At 39.7% G+C, this 14,457-nt stretch carries 13 protein-coding genes; 6 read left to right on the top strand and 7 right to left on the bottom strand.

Translation table 11 applies throughout. The annotated features are described in order from the left end of the window. Positions 1–18: 18 nt before the first annotated feature. The gene (locus tag CVT08_RS04545) at positions 19–246 is read left to right on the top strand and encodes a hypothetical protein (protein WP_107856863.1); all 228 of its coding nucleotides are present in this window, start codon (positions 19–21) and stop codon (positions 244–246) included. A gap of 730 nt (positions 247–976) precedes the next feature. Here CVT08_RS04545 and CVT08_RS04540 read toward each other — a convergent pair. The 7 genes from CVT08_RS04540 to CVT08_RS04510 form a co-directional block, all read right to left on the bottom strand. Beyond that, a complete protein-coding gene (locus CVT08_RS04540; protein WP_107856862.1) occupies positions 977–1,432 on the bottom strand; it encodes a hypothetical protein in 456 nt (151 codons plus the stop codon). After that, complete coding sequence (locus CVT08_RS04535; protein ID WP_107856861.1) at positions 1,429–2,853, bottom strand: Mur ligase family protein; 1,425 nt, start codon at positions 2,851–2,853, stop codon at positions 1,429–1,431. Before CVT08_RS04535 ends, CVT08_RS04540 begins: the two co-directional genes overlap by 4 nt. Further along, positions 2,850–3,635: an alpha/beta fold hydrolase gene (locus tag CVT08_RS04530; protein WP_107856860.1), complete on the bottom strand. Its 786-nt coding sequence runs from the start codon at positions 3,633–3,635 to the stop codon at positions 2,850–2,852. The genes CVT08_RS04535 and CVT08_RS04530 overlap by 4 nt, the downstream gene beginning before the upstream one ends. Then, positions 3,625–3,855 carry a type II toxin-antitoxin system Phd/YefM family antitoxin gene (locus CVT08_RS04525; protein ID WP_107856859.1) on the bottom strand — a complete coding sequence of 77 codons (231 nt, stop codon included), beginning with the start codon at positions 3,853–3,855 and terminating at the stop codon, positions 3,625–3,627. Before CVT08_RS04525 ends, CVT08_RS04530 begins: the two co-directional genes overlap by 11 nt. A 63-nt stretch (positions 3,856–3,918) precedes the next feature. Then, on the bottom strand, positions 3,919–4,959 hold the full coding sequence (locus CVT08_RS04520; RefSeq protein WP_107856858.1) for a D-alanine--D-alanine ligase: 1,041 nt from the start codon (positions 4,957–4,959) through the stop codon (positions 3,919–3,921). Positions 4,960–4,970: 11 nt separating this feature from the next. Beyond that, a complete protein-coding gene (ruvA, locus tag CVT08_RS04515) occupies positions 4,971–5,525 on the bottom strand; it encodes a Holliday junction branch migration protein RuvA (protein WP_107856857.1) in 555 nt (184 codons plus the stop codon). Further along, positions 5,525–7,456, bottom strand: a complete 1,932-nt coding sequence (locus tag CVT08_RS04510; RefSeq protein ID WP_107856856.1) for a flagellar assembly protein A — start codon at positions 7,454–7,456, stop codon at positions 5,525–5,527. Before CVT08_RS04510 ends, ruvA begins: the two co-directional genes overlap by 1 nt. Positions 7,457–7,578: 122 nt before the next feature. Here CVT08_RS04510 and murJ point away from each other — a divergent pair, with 122 nt between their 5' ends. From murJ to CVT08_RS04485, 5 genes are read left to right on the top strand one after another with little or no spacing between them, the layout of a single operon-like run. Next, positions 7,579–8,979, top strand: coding sequence for a murein biosynthesis integral membrane protein MurJ (gene murJ, locus CVT08_RS04505; RefSeq protein ID WP_107856855.1), 1,401 nt, complete (start codon positions 7,579–7,581; stop codon positions 8,977–8,979). Then, positions 8,966–10,360 (top strand): cysteine--tRNA ligase, encoded by a 1,395-nt coding sequence (gene cysS / locus CVT08_RS04500; protein ID WP_107856854.1) that lies wholly within the window; start codon positions 8,966–8,968, stop codon positions 10,358–10,360. The genes murJ and cysS overlap by 14 nt, the downstream gene beginning before the upstream one ends. Then, positions 10,353–12,077 (top strand): ABC transporter ATP-binding protein, encoded by a 1,725-nt coding sequence (locus CVT08_RS04495; protein WP_107856853.1) that lies wholly within the window; start codon positions 10,353–10,355, stop codon positions 12,075–12,077. Before cysS ends, CVT08_RS04495 begins: the two co-directional genes overlap by 8 nt. Before the next feature lie 52 nt (positions 12,078–12,129). Next, a complete protein-coding gene (locus CVT08_RS04490; protein ID WP_107856852.1) occupies positions 12,130–13,203 on the top strand; it encodes a quinone-dependent dihydroorotate dehydrogenase in 1,074 nt (357 codons plus the stop codon). Positions 13,204–13,214: 11 nt separating this feature from the next. Continuing rightward, complete coding sequence (locus CVT08_RS04485; protein ID WP_107856851.1) at positions 13,215–14,456, top strand: M16 family metallopeptidase; 1,242 nt, start codon at positions 13,215–13,217, stop codon at positions 14,454–14,456. Position 14,457: the final 1 nt, after the last annotated feature.

The raw sequence follows: 14,457 nt of genomic DNA, 5'->3' as shown, positions 1-14,457 counted from the left end.
TACAAAAAAAGAGAGAAAATGAACGCAAGTTCTGTTATAGCAATGCTGCAAGATAAGCTACCAAAAAATCATGCTCAGCTAAAAACATTAGAAGACAAGCTCAACTCTTTTGATGAAACAAAAATAAATGATCTGGTTTCAAAAATCCCACAGCTTAACTTAAAATCACCTACGATTGTCTTTTGGGTGGGTAACTTCGTCTTTGGAGTGCTTGGCGTAAATCGCTTTATGACGGGGCAAATTTAGCTTAAAGCCCAAGCAATCCAAAGGCAAACGCCTATAAACTCCCAACTTTATAACGGGACAAATTTGACTTGGAGCACTAAAACTCGCCCTTTTCTAGCTCACGCCGTCCTTTTTATTTTCATAATCAGTGCGACACCTAACCCAGTTACAAACGTTACAAACGAATATCTGCAAAATGCCTTTAAACTAATCTGAGTAAATAGTTTTATAGTTGGTATCTAGGGCTTTGTCATAACCATTTGATGATTGCCTATCTTTCTAACCAGTAGCGCCGTGAGAAAGCAAAATTTAGAAAAACTTAAAAGCCACAGACGAGCAAGCCTAAAACCTTGCGGTATAATTTGCAACTTTTTAGAATAGGTCACTTTCATAAAGAGAGAAAAATACTAAGCATTTTGAGGCTATTTTTGCATATGCTGTAAATTAAATTTGATAAAAATAGCTTGCAAGCTTGCTAGTAAGATAGTTTTTTGCCGCATTTGATAGTGGGGCTGATTTTTTACTAGCTAGCAACGAGGCCGAGTTTTATATCTTTGACACGCTAGCAAAAAAGCTTGAGAAGTCTGCTAATAGAAGCTTGCAAGACTTTTACGTCCTAAGAGCGAGCGAGCTAATGGCGCTTGAAAATGGCGAGATACCAAGCGGCCTAAAAGAGCATATTTTAAAGGTTGCTATTATTTAGGCTTGCCTAAATTTAACATTGCAAAGCCAAATTTAAAAGCCTTAAATTTTACTTTTTGCCCCTCTCTTTTGGCTCCTCTTCTTCTACCGTCTTATTTGCCTCTTGCTCTTTAAACTCTTCAAAAAGCTCGTCATATCTAGCTTTGGCATTTTCATAGACGCCAGAAGGCAAGGTGATGTTTAGATCGTCCTTTAGGCTTAGTACGTCATCGCAGGCGTTTTGATAACCAAGATCGCAGCTTTTCATAAAATAACTCACTCCAAGCTCGATATTTGAGTGCTTTTTTAGATCATTATCCATCTGCTCGTTTATCTCTTCATTTACAAACATATCGCCCAAAGCCTCGCAAGAAAGCACGTCTTTTTGCTCGCAGCCATCGTAAAAAATTTCATACGCAGTTGCGTAGTCTCCGGCATTTATAGCCTCGTTGCCCCTGTCGTAGTCATCAATGTCAAAGCTAAAGGCTAAGCTTAAGATTAGAGCTAAAAAAACTATCTTTTTCATATAAAACTCGGTGCGTCATTTGAAAATAGTATAAGATCGCCAGCGTACGTGTTTTGGGCTAAAATTTCTTGCATTTTATTCTTGTCCTTTAGGATGATGATCTTTGGTTTTACGATGTGTTTTAGCAAGACTTCGGCGTTTAGTGAGCTTGTGATAATGACTAGGTCGAAAATTTCATTTATCACCTTGGCTAAATTTGCATTTTGCTCTGCATCGCTCTCGACGATACCAGGCGTTAGCAGCACTTTTCTGCCAACATAGGTGCTTACTAGCTCGTAGCTAGCGCACATGCCTGATAAATTTCCATTAAAACTATCGTCTATTATTAGCTTGCCACCAGCCTCGATCTTGCTTAGGCGGTGCTCGACGTTTTTCATCTTTAAAAGCGCCTCTTTTATCGCTTCATCGCTCATTTTTAGGTATCTTGCCACCTTGATACAAACGGCTAAATTTGTAGCGTTAAATTTGCCAAGTAGTGGCGAAGCGTAGCTTTTGCCATCAAGCATAAATGAAATTCCATCTAAATTTGCATTTATATCTTTTAGGCTTTCGTCGTAAATTTCTATGTTTTCGCTTGGCTCTTTATTTGTCGAGCTATGCAAAAATGCCATTTGCAAACGCTCGCTTTGCAGTGCCTCAAGCTTGGTTGCGCGGATATTATCAAGCGTTTTAAAATACTCAATGTGTTGCGCGCCGATCTCGCCTATGATTACGATTTGCGGATTTAGAAATTTAGTGATCTCTAGGATGTCGCCCTTTAGTCTAGCACCTGCTTCAGCGATGTAAATTTGCGTTTGCTCGCTTAAATTTTCATTGATATCTTTGATGATGCCAGCCATTGTATTGACACTTCGAGGCGTTTTATAGCAGACAAAGCTATCTTTTAAAATTTCAAAGAGAAAATTTTTTATGCTTGTTTTGCCATAGCTTGCGGTGATTAGAATGATCTTTAGCTCTTTGTTTGCGCCCAGTTTTTTAAGCGCCTTGTTTTTAAAGCCTTGAAATTTGATCTTTTCTAAAATTTCACTAAAAAATAGGCTCACGACCAAGACAAAAAGTGGCATGGGAGCCAAAAACGCCTTGTGTATGATGAAATTTAAAGCGTAGTTTATGATGATAGCGCAAGCTAGGATCACAAAAAAGTGCTTGATCCTAGCGGTAAAGACCAGTTTTTTATCAAGCTTTTTATGCCACAGATAAAGAGCTGGCAAAAGCGCAAAGTAAAAGTAGATGAAAAACCACTTACCAGTCGTGTAAAAAAGCACCAACGGTACAATGAAGAAAAATACGTGCCAAGCGGGCTTTGTAAAGTGAAAGAGCACACGCTCAGGCTTATATGAAAACCACTGGAAGCAAGTGATCACATAAAAAGCAAGCGCAAAGATAAATAAAACTGTGCTTAGACTTAAAAATATACTCATCTTATCTCCTCGATCCCGCTCTCATCGTCATCTAATACGACATTTTTTGCTTCATTTGGCTCAAAATTTATCCCTTTTTCTATCTCATCACTTATAAATTTAGCGTGAAGCAAAAAGAAAAAATGATCGCCACTAAGTGGGAAAAATGAGCTATTTTTGATAAGTCTATCTATGCTCTCGCCGCTTGTTACAGGCGTTGCCTTGTCATTTTCACCCCAAAATATAAAAGCCCTGCCCCCAAAGTCAGCAAAATGCTTTGTAAAATCCTCATCAACAACGTTTTTTAGGGTTTCATACATCACTCTGCTCATGCCGCTCACATCCTTTGTGGCAAAGAGTTTGTAAAATTTACCAAAGCCAAATATCTTTAAAATTTTAAATATCGCTATCTTTGCTCGCACGATAAATGGCTTTTTGACAACTATGCCAGCAGAGCTTAAAAGCACTAGATATGGTGGTTTTAGAAGCGTTGCGACCTTGCCGCCAAAGCTATGTCCTGCGATGATGTCTGGTTTTATGCCAAGCTCAGCGCAGAAATTTGTAACGATCTTTGCGTAGTCACTTGTTTTTAAAGGCTTAAAAATGGAGCTTTTGCCAAAGCCTGGCATGTCGATATAGACATGGCAAAACTCGCTTAGATATAAACCAAAAGCCTTTTTCATTATCTCTTTATTAGCACCCCAGCCATGCAAGAAAAGCACTAATTTTTTGCATTTTGGATTTACTACTTCGTAGCTGATCTCGTACTCTTCTGAGCCGTATTTTACTGCCCTACTCGCCATCGTTCTCTCTCTTTTTAGCAGCGTAAATGCTCTCAAGCACGCTTACAGCCTCGCAAAGGCGCTCGTACTCTTCCATATTTAAAAGGACAGCTTCAAATTTATTGTTTTTAACGATGACAGCGTGCTTTAGCTCGCTAGCTCCCACACGAGAAAGGACAGAGCTAAAATTTCTAACCACCTCGGTTGCTGTATAAATTTCATCTTTTGTAAAAGTCACCATTTTCACTCTTTATGTAAAATTTTACGTAAAATATCACAAACTACTTTATATATCGCTAAATAATTAGAGCTTGCCGCTACCTTTTACCGAAGTGATAGAGTTTATAAATTTATAATCAATCTTTATATCACGCTCTTTTGGAAGTGAGTTAGCAAGGGCATTTAGCGTGCTTTCAAAGTCATCAAATAGGTAGTTTGCAAGGCTGCCTGGATTTGGATTGATCTCGTTTAGATAGACCTCGTCATCTATTACGAAAAAGTCGCATCTAATGATCGCTCCGTCAAATCCACAATCATAAATTTTAAAAAAGTTAAATTTAAGCTTTTGCTTTAGCTCTTCTGAAATTTCCGCCTCTTTTACCTTGTTTTCATTTGAAAAACTTAGATATTTTTGCTCGTAGTCTAAAAATTCTTTCTTTTTTGGCTCTTCGATGATAGAAAATTTGATCTTTCCATCGATCCTACATCCTGCTAGGTTATACTCTTTAACACCATTTATGAAGGGCTCTACCAAAACATCTTTGTCAAATTCGAACGCCACATCTTTTGCGTAGGCAAGCTCGCTATCATCATGCACGACGCTCACGCCGATGCTGCTGCCTAGCCTTGCTGGCTTTAATATAATAGGATAGTGAAATTTTGGCTCATTTTGGCGAGTTAGCATCTCGTAGTCAAGTGCCTTTACGCCAGCCTTTTGCGCTAGAAATTTAGTAAGCTCTTTGTTGTAGCTAAGCGCGCTTGCTTCAAGCCTTGGACCTATATATTTGACCCCATAAAAGTCAAAAAGTGCCGCTATTTTGCCATCTTCGCCGTCCATGCCATGGATTAAATTTATAATGACGTCACATTCAACTTTGTTTGCGCCAAAAAGCGAGTGCGCGTAAAAGCCACCCTTTGCTAAAGATAGCTTCTTTGAGTTTTTGTATTTACCAGAGCTAAAGAAATTTGCTCTCATATCTTTTTGCTCTATCAAGTAAAAGTCCCTACCTGCATCGCAAAATATAAATTTTAGCTCCTGTTTTAGGACGTTTTTTAAAACTATCGCGCTTACTATGCTTATCTCATGCTCAAAACTCTTTGCTCCAAATATCACGCCTAAATTCATCTTTTTTATCCTTATCCTAGTTTTTTAAGTGCCTCTTTTATAAGATCGCTCGTGTTTTCACTCTTACAATCAGGCAAAATTTTCACTATCTTTTCACGCTTAAAGCCAAGTGCCTCAAGTGCCAAAAGTGCCTCATTTTGGTAGCTTGGCACGCTCTCGTCGCTTATTAGTTTTGCGTCACTTAGCTCAGCTATTATGCGCCTAGCTGTCTTTGGTCCGATGCCTGGCACGCTTTTAAAAGTGTCAGCGTCGCCGCTTATTATGGCATTTGTAAATGCCTGCGAGCTAAGGCTAGAGCAAACTGCCATCGCTGTGCTAGCGCCTATGCCATTTAGCTTGATAAGCATCTCAAACATCTTTTGCTCATTTGCGTCTAAAAAGCCGTAGAGTAAATTTGCGTCCTCTCTTATGATCTGCGTTATGGCAAGCTCGGTTTTTTCGCCTTTGTTAAGTTTTGCTGAGCAAAAAAGCGAGATGAAAATTCCATAACTTACGCCGCTATTTGTCTTAAGTATCACAAATGCAGGCTCTTTTTTCGTAACGATGCCTTCGATTGCTTTTATCATCATTTAACCTTTTGTTCCATGAAATTTATATCCGCGTAGTCTTCTAGCTTGTTTGACTTTTTGATCTTGTATTCGACCTCGCCGCCGTTATCAAATTTATCTAGCGTGATGACGTGGGCGGTCTCGTTTTGTTTTGAGACGTAGGTGACATTTTGCGGAGGATCGACGATGACAAATCTTATCTCATTTAGCTCGATCCAGTTGCCTCTGTTTATCACTTTGGCTGAGAATATGCCATTTTGCATCATCTCAAGCTCATCTTTTAGATCAGAAAGCAGCTCTTTTTTCTCTTTGAATATCCTAAGCAAGGTGTTGTATTCATTAACGAGCCCTTGATACTCTTTTAGCTTTTTCATAAATGTAACTGGCGGTATCACTTTTGCCTTTGATAGCTCCTCGATCTTAGCTTTTATCGTATATATCGAGTCTTTGTTCTCATTGATGACATTTTTCTTGCTCTCTATGTTTTTTAGAAGCGTAGCTAGCTCTGACTTGGTGCTCTCTATCTTTCCTAACTGATCTTGCGTAGCCTCCGCACTTTCTGGCATCTTGCTAGCGTCAATGATAAATTTATTATCAGTGCCTTTTAGATATCTAACGTCGATTAGGTGCGAGGCTGTGATGGTGCAGTTTGAGCCAAGCGTATCTATCTGGATGTTTTGAGCTGTTATCGAGCCACCAACTACGCTATTTATCTTTACTCTTTTTGCTATGACGGTGCCACCTTCTAGCCTATCTATCTCGACGCTTTCAGCCTCGACTTTGCCGATGTGGATAGAAATTTTGGCGTGTTTGGCGTAAATTTTAGCCTTTTGGTGCGTTTGACCGCCGATATTTACATCGTTTGCCTTGACCATCGCATTTGCGCCGACGTTTCCCTTTACCTCGATCTCATCAGCCTCAACAATGATGCCAGTGCCGATAGCGTCTTTTATCGTGTCAGTCTCACGAACTACTAGTGTGACGTTTGTGTCGGTGCCTGCTTGGATAGAGCCAGTCGTTTTAAAATTTGCTTCATTTATCTCTATGCGCTCTTCGATGTCAAAAGAGCCGTTTTTCTCGACCACGTAGCCTGCTTTTTTAGCGATGTATTTTATGCTCTCGTCATTTTCTACGCGCTCGATATTTTCGCTTATGCTTATCTCTTTTTCACTCTCTTCTTTTGGCTTTGCAACCTCTATAAGCTTTCCTCTTACATCGCGTCCATTTGCGCCCTCATGTGACTTTTTCTCCTCCATTATCACTTCATCTTTTGCCACGCCAAAGACAAAGCCCCTATCGGCATAATCAACCTTGTCTTCCTCTTTTAGCTCATTAAGCTTATCTTTATAATAGTATATGATCTTTGCGTCGATAGACTTTTTAGGGTTGATACCTTGGGTTAAATTTAGCGTGTAGTCCTTGTCAAGCTCGCCCTTTACGTGAATTATCGAGGCGATTTGCTTTAGCTCCTCTTTTAGCTTGCCGATCCTTATGCCTATTAAAATTTGAGCCTTCATAAGCTGTTTTGCGATGTATTCAAAAAGCTTATCTTCGTAGTGTTGTTCGTATTCGCACTCTTTGCTCGCCCTAACCTTTGCGATGACCTTTGTTATGGTTGAATTTACGCCAATGTCTATCTTTGGCAACTTTGGCGTGGCATTTAGCCTAACGTCAAAAAACTCCACGTCATAGACCTGCTCGATCTCTAGCGTCTCGTCAAGATAAAATGTGTTGTCATCAAAAAAGCTTAAATTTTCTTCAGGGACAAAAACTGGCTCGACGTTATCTTTATTTTTGTAGTAAGTTAAGATATTTGAGAGTTTAAAGTCTATAAATTCCACCGGCACGCTATATTGTTTGCTTAACTCTTTAAGCGATAGATAAGGCGTTGAAGTTTGAATTTGCGTTGGCGGTAAAAATCTCTCGTTTTCTTGCACGTTTTCGCTCAAATTTGATCCATTTCACATAAAATTTTGGCTCTTATTATCTCTAAAACTTTATTAAATTTGGGTTATGTAAGCTTTAAAGCATCTTTTGTTACTATTGCGTTTTTAAATTTACTAGGTGGGTGATGTTTATAAAAGGCTTTTTTTCAAACTCAGTTGGCATCATGACTTCAAGGATTTTAGGGCTTGTAAGAGATCTTTTAACGGCTTCTATCCTTGGTGCTGGCATATTTAGCGACCTTTTTTTTATAGCATTTAAGATACCAAATTTATTTCGCCGTATCTTTGGTGAGGGCGCTTTTACGCAGGCATTTTTGCCAAATTTTACAAACAACAAGAAAAAAGCGATCTTTCAAGCTGAAATTTTCATCAAATTTCTACTTTTTATAGGCGTTTTGACGCTTCTTGTAAATTTATTTACGCCCTACTTTATAAAGATCATCGCAAGCGGCTTGAGCGAGCAAAATATCACAGACGCAGTGCCACTTGTACGTATAAATTTCTACTATCTAGCCCTTGTTTATATCGTCACTTTCATGGGGGCGCTACTTCAGTATAAAGGGCATTTTGCTACGACTGCGTTTTCTACTGCGCTGCTAAATTTAGCCATGATCGCTTCACTACTTTTGGCTCGCGGCAAGAGTGAGAGCGTAGTTGCGCTTTATCTTAGCTTTGGCGTTGTTGCGGGCGGTATTTTGCAGGTTTTGGTGCATCTAGTTGCTATGAAATTTAACGCCTTAAATAAAATTTTCTGGGGTGGTCTAAGCGGATATTTTAAAGGCAAAAGAGCGCAGAGCAAAGGCTTTTTTATAAATTTCTACCATGGCTTACTTGGCTCAAGTGCTATGCAGATAAGCGCATTTATGGACACTTGGCTAGCTAGCTTTTTAGTAAGTGGCTCGATAAGCTACCTCTTTTATGCAAATAGAATTTTCCAGCTCCCACTTGCCATCTTTGCGATCGCGCTCTCTCAGGCGCTTTTTCCAAAGATCACCAGACTTTTAAAGCAAAAAGACGAAGTAAACGCCCTAGTTTGGACGAAAAAGAGCTTTTACCTGCTACTTTGCGCCCTGCTAGCAGCCACGATCGCAGGCGTTGTGCTAAGCGAGTTTATCATCTGGCTCTTGTTTGAAAGAGGAAATTTCGTAAGGGCAAACACGACCGAGTGCGCCAAGGTGCTAAGTGCTTATTTGGTGGGGCTTACGCCATTTGGACTGGCTAAAATTTTCTCACTTTGGCTCTATGCAAATATGAAGCAAAAAGAGGCAGCCAAAATTTCTATCATCTGCCTTGTGATAAATTTGATCCTAGCTGTCATTTTGATGCAGAAATTTGGAGCTGCTGGCCTTGCATTTGCAAGCTCGCTTGGGGGATTTTTGCAGCTTATTTTATATATAAGAGCCTTTGGAGCTAAGCGATTTTTAGCTATAATCGAGCCTAAATTTATAGCCGCTATCGCTGTTGCGGCGGTTTTGCTCTATTTTGGTTTAACATTTTTAAAGGATATATTTAATGCGAATTTTTGATACTTCTAAAAGAGAAAAGGTTGAGTTTAGCCCTATTAAAGATGGCGAAGTTAGCATCTATTTGTGCGGTCCAACGGTCTATGACGACGCGCATTTGGGACATGCAAAGTCAGCCGTTAGCTTTGATCTTTTAAGAAGGGTCTTAAAAGCGCTTGGCTACAAGGTCAAATTTGTAAGAAACTACACCGACATCGACGATAAAATTTTAAATAAAATGGCGCAGACTGGTCAAACTCTTGAAGAGATCACAAACAAATATATAGCGCACTATGAGAGCGACATGGGTGCTTTAAACGTGCTTGATCCAGACTTTAAACCAAAGGCTACGCAGTGCTTGGAAGCGATCATTAGCTACATCAAAGTGCTTATGGATAGAGGTGTGGCGTATAAAACGAGCGATGGAATTTACTTTGACACGAGCAAGGATAGCGGATATTTTAGCATTAGCGGTAAGGATAACAACACCGATCTAATCGCACGCGTAGTATGTTTTTGCGAGAAAAGAGATGAAAAAGACTTTGTGCTTTGGAAATTTGACGAGAAATGGTACGAGAGCCCATTTGGCAAGGGTCGCCCTGGCTGGCACACTGAGTGTGTGGCGATGATAAGGGAGTTTTTAAGCGATAAAGAAAACGAAGAATTTGAGATCGACATCCACGCTGGCGGTATCGACCTGCTCTTTCCGCACCACGAAAATGAGGCAAGTCAGTGCAGATGCGCCTATCATAAAAATTTGAGCAAATACTGGATGCACAACGGCTTTATAAAAGTAAATAACGAAAAGATGAGCAAGAGCCTAAACAACAGCTTTTTTGTAAAAGACGCCCTAAAAAACGTTCATGGCGAAGTGCTTAGATATTACTTGCTTACGAGCCATTATAGAGCGCACTTTAACTACTCACACGAGGATCTAAACGCTTCAAAAAAGAGACTTGATAAAATTTACCGCCTCAAAAAAAGAGTTGATGGCGTGCAATCTGGCATGGCAAGTGATAGTTTTAAAAATGAGCTGCTTGAGGCGCTAAGTGATGATCTAAATGCTTCAAAAGCGCTTGCAAGCGTCGATGAGTTTGTAAAAACGGCAAATGAAAGACTTGATAACAACCCAAAAGATAAAGCTTATAAGGCCGAAGTGGTGGCAAATTTAGAGCTGATAGGCGAAATTTTAGGCATTGCTATCACAAACTATGTGGAGTATTTTCAGTTTGGCGTAAGTGACGAGCAAAAAGAGCAGATAAAGAGGCTTCTTGATGAGCGCGCGGTAGCTAAAAAAGAGAGAAATTTTGCAAGAGCTGATGAGATAAGAGATGAGCTTTCTCGCCTAAATATCTCTATCATGGATACGCCAAATGGCGCAGTTTGGGAGAGAAATAATGAATAATTTTGGCTTAAAAGATGTGCTAAAGCGCTTTGGTCCTTACTTTAAAGACTACATCCCACACTTCATCTTTGCCATCATCGGCATGGGGCTTGCCAGTGGTGGAACGGCGGTAAGTGCCTATCTTGTGGAGCCTGTGCTAAATAAAATTTTCGTTGAGAAAAACGAAAAGCTACTTTACATCTTACCTTGCGCCATCATCGCAATCTACGTGATAAAAAACATCGGAACCTTCATGCAGGCCTATTTTACGGCATATATCGGGCAAGATACGATTAGAAGATTTCGCGAAAAGATGGTTGCAAACCTTTTAAATTTAGATATGGACTTTTTCAACGAATTTAGAACCGGCGAGCTAATCAGCAGAACAACAAACGACATCGACCGCATAAGATCGATAGTTTCAAGCATGATCCCTGAACTTACGAGGGAATTTATAACTATCATCGGACTTCTTTGCGTCGTCATCTACCAAAGTCCAAAGCTGGCGTTTTTTGCCCTTGTCGTTATGCCAGTGGCGATCTATCCGATCTCGCGCCTTGCTAAAAGGATGAAGAAAATTTCAAAGCAGTCGCAAGAAAAAACATCAGACATCACCTCTGCGCTTAGTGAAATTTTTACAAATATCGAGATAATCAAAGCAAATAACGCCCAAGAATACGAGCATTCACGCTTTGTTGATGAAAATAACAAATTTTTCAAGTTAAATTTAAAAAGTGTCAAGATCGAGCAGCTAGTAAGCCCGCTAATGGAGACTATCGGCTCAATAGGCGTGGCGGCGGTCATCATCATAGGCGGCAAAGACGTCATCGACGGACATATAAACATGGGTGCATTCTTTTCATTTCTAACAGCGCTTTTCATGCTCTACACCCCGCTAAAACGCATCGTAAATATCTATAATAAGATGCAAGATGCCATCGCAGCAAGCGAGAGGACGTTTTTCTTAATGGATAAAGTAAGCCAGATAAAAGATGGCGAAAAAGAGCTAAATGAAGAGATAAATTTGATCAAATTTAACGACGTCCGCCTAAGCTACGGCGACAAAGAAGTCTTAAAAGGGATAAATTTAGAGGCAAATAAGTCAGAATTTATAGCCCTTGTTGGCTCAAGTGGTGGCGGAAAAAGCTCGCTTATGAATTTACTTATGAGATTTTACGATGTAAATGGCGGAGAAATTTTGATAAACGGCACAAATTTAAAAGATATCAAAATTCACTCAATTCGCCAAAATATCGGCCTTGTAACCCAGCGCGTCTATATCTTTAACGACACAGTTGCTAAAAACGTAGCTTACGGCAGAGAATTTGACGAAGAAGCCGTGATAAACGCACTAAAACTAGCCAATGCTTATGAGTTTGTAAGCAAGCTAGATAACGGCATAAACACTATCTTAAATGAATTTGGCACCAACCTCTCAGGCGGTCAAAGACAGCGCATTGCCATAGCTAGAGCGCTTTATCAAAATCCACAAATTCTAATCTTTGACGAGGCTACTTCTGCACTTGATAACGAGAGTGAAAAAGAGATCACAAAAGCGATAAATAATCTAAGAAGCAAAAAGATCATCTTTGTCATCGCTCACCGCTTAAGCACGGTTGAAAATGCCGATAAGATCGCAGTTTTGAGTGATGGCAAGATCATTGATAGTGGAAGCGACGAGGAGCTTAGCAAGAGAAATGAAATTTATGCAAGACTTAAGGGCAAAGCCTTAGTTTAAGGCGATTTTTGCTAAGATTTGCAGAAATTTTAGGCATTTTAAAGAGGTTAAAATGAGCTTAAACTACAATACTTTAAAATCTATATTTTTCAAATTTGATCCTGAAACCGCCCACAAGATCGCTGAAGTCGCGATGGTTGGGGCAAACAAAATATTCCCTGGCTCGCTAAGCTTTTTAGCGCACAAATGCGTGGTCGATGACAATGCGCTAAAACAAAATTTATTCTCAAGCACCTACCACAACCCAGTTGGCATAGCTGGTGGCTTTGATAAAAACGCCACGATGTTTGAAGCGCTAACGGCTCTTGGATTTGGACACTTAGAATTTGGCACATTTACACCAAAACCACAACCTGGCAACGCAAAACCAAGGCTTTTTAGGCTCATAGACGAAGAGAGCATCCAAAATGCAATGGGCTTTAACAACGAAGGCTGTGAGGCTATCAAAAATAGAGTAAAAAAGATATATCCTTTCACCATACCAGTTTGGGCAAACATCGGTAAAAACAAGGTTACACCAAACGAAGATGCGATAAAAGACTATGAAATTTTAGTAAGAGAATTTAGCGAAATTTGCGATACATTTGTCATAAACGTCTCATCGCCAAACACGCCAAATTTAAGAGCATTGCAGGATGAGAGCTTTATAAAAGAGCTTTTTAGCGTCATTTTGCCACTAACTAAAAAGCCGATCATCTTTAAAATAGCTCCTGACATGAGCCACGAAGATGCGATCAAGCTTTGTAGCTGTGCGGTAGAAAACGGCGCTAGTGGCGTGCTTGTTTCAAATACAAGCGTTGATTATTCGCTCTCTCACTCATCAAATTTAAAGGACTTTGGCGGACTAAGTGGCAAGGTGATCGCCAAAAAATCAAAAGAGATCTTTAAAGCCGTGGCTGATGAGCTTTATGGCAAGACGACGCTTATCGCGTGTGGCGGCATAGATAGCGGTGCAGAGGCTTATGAGCGCATAAAAATGGGAGCAAATTTAGTTCAAATTTTTACAAGCTTTATCTTTAAAGGGCCGATGATCGCAAGAGATATAAATTTAGAAATTTTAGAGCTTTTAAAAAGAGATGGCTTTGCCTCTATCAGCGAAGCAGTCGGCGCAAATGTTAAAAAATAGAGGGCAAGAGATTGATAAAATTTAATAAATTTAAACTAGAAAATGGACTTGAAATTTATCACGTGCCAGTAAATCCTGGCTCAAAAGTGATAAGTGTTGATGTCTTTTATAAAGTTGGCTCCAGAAACGAAGTGATGGGCAAAAGTGGCATCGCTCACATGCTAGAGCATCTAAATTTCAAATCAACCAAAAATTTACGCGCTGGCGAATTTGATGAGATCGTAAAGGGCTTTGGCGGCGTAAATAACGCAAGCACGGGCTTTGACTACACTCACTACTTCATAAAAGCTTCAAATGAAAATTTAGACAAAACGCTTGGTCTTTTTGCCGAGCTTATGAAAAATTTAAGCCTAAAAGATAAAGAATTTCAGCCAGAGCGCGAGGTGGTGCACGAAGAGCGCAGGTGGCGAACAGACAACAACCCCATGGGATACCTCTACTTTAGGCTCTACAACCACGCATTTATCTACCACCCATACCACTGGACACCAATAGGCTTTATAAAAGATATCGAAAACTGGAAGATCGCTGATATAAAAGAATTTCACGCTACATACTATCAGCCAAAAAACGCCATTTTAATGATAAGTGGCGACATCAGCAAAGACGAGGCATTTAAGCTAGCTAAGAAAAACTTTAGCAGCATAAAAAATAAAAGAGCCATACCAAAACTACACTGCAAAGAGCCTGAGCAAGACGGTGCAAGAAGGGCTATCATCTACAAAGATAGCCAAACGCAAATGCTAGCAATCGCTTATAAGATCCCAGACTTTAGGCATGCTGATCAAGTGGGGCTAAATGCGATAAGTGAATATCTAGCCACTGGCAAAAGCTCTATCTTGCAGCAACGCCTTGTCGATGAGCTAATGCTTGTAAATCAAATTTACGCTTACAATATGAGCTGCGTTGATGAAAATTTATTTATATTTTTAGCAGTTTGCAACCCAGACGTCGAGGCTAGCGCGGTTGAGACTGAAATTTTAAAGATCATAGATGATCTAAAGAGAAAGCCGATCGACAAAGAGGACGTTTTAAGAGTTAAAAATTTGATAAAAACTGATTTTATCTACTCATTTGAGAGCGCGAGCAAGGTGGCAAATTTATACGGCTCATACCTTGCTAGAGGCGATATAAAGCCACTTTACGAGCTTGAAAAAAATATAGATAAGATAGATGCCAAGCTTTTAAAAGAGATAGCAAATAGATATTTCAACGAAAAAACTAGCACGACAATAATCTTAAAAAAGGAATAGA

It is taken from the genome of Campylobacter concisus, from assembly GCF_003048835.2.
In the GTDB taxonomy this organism is placed as follows: domain Bacteria; phylum Campylobacterota; class Campylobacteria; order Campylobacterales; family Campylobacteraceae; genus Campylobacter_A; species Campylobacter_A concisus_D.
Note: the sequence above shows the minus strand (reverse complement) of the source record. Positions and strands in the feature narration are given on the sequence as shown.

Bases quoted from the DNA above. Each gene is read 5' to 3' on its own strand.
- CVT08_RS04545 (WP_107856863.1), top strand. From the start codon at position 19: ATGAACGCAAGTTCTGTTATAGCAATGCTGCAAGATAAGCTACCAAAA.
- CVT08_RS04540 (WP_107856862.1), bottom strand. From the start codon at position 1,432: ATGAAAAAGATAGTTTTTTTAGCTCTAATCTTAAGCTTAGCCTTTAGC.
- CVT08_RS04535 (WP_107856861.1), bottom strand. From the start codon at position 2,853: ATGAGTATATTTTTAAGTCTAAGCACAGTTTTATTTATCTTTGCGCTT.
- CVT08_RS04530 (WP_107856860.1), bottom strand. From the start codon at position 3,635: ATGGCGAGTAGGGCAGTAAAATACGGCTCAGAAGAGTACGAGATCAGC.
- CVT08_RS04525 (WP_107856859.1), bottom strand. From the start codon at position 3,855: ATGGTGACTTTTACAAAAGATGAAATTTATACAGCAACCGAGGTGGTT.
- CVT08_RS04520 (WP_107856858.1), bottom strand. From the start codon at position 4,959: ATGAATTTAGGCGTGATATTTGGAGCAAAGAGTTTTGAGCATGAGATA.
- ruvA (WP_107856857.1), bottom strand. From the start codon at position 5,525: ATGATAAAAGCAATCGAAGGCATCGTTACGAAAAAAGAGCCTGCATTT.
- murJ (WP_107856855.1), top strand. From the start codon at position 7,579: ATGTTTATAAAAGGCTTTTTTTCAAACTCAGTTGGCATCATGACTTCA.
- cysS (WP_107856854.1), top strand. From the start codon at position 8,966: ATGCGAATTTTTGATACTTCTAAAAGAGAAAAGGTTGAGTTTAGCCCT.
- CVT08_RS04495 (WP_107856853.1), top strand. From the start codon at position 10,353: ATGAATAATTTTGGCTTAAAAGATGTGCTAAAGCGCTTTGGTCCTTAC.
- CVT08_RS04490 (WP_107856852.1), top strand. From the start codon at position 12,130: ATGAGCTTAAACTACAATACTTTAAAATCTATATTTTTCAAATTTGAT.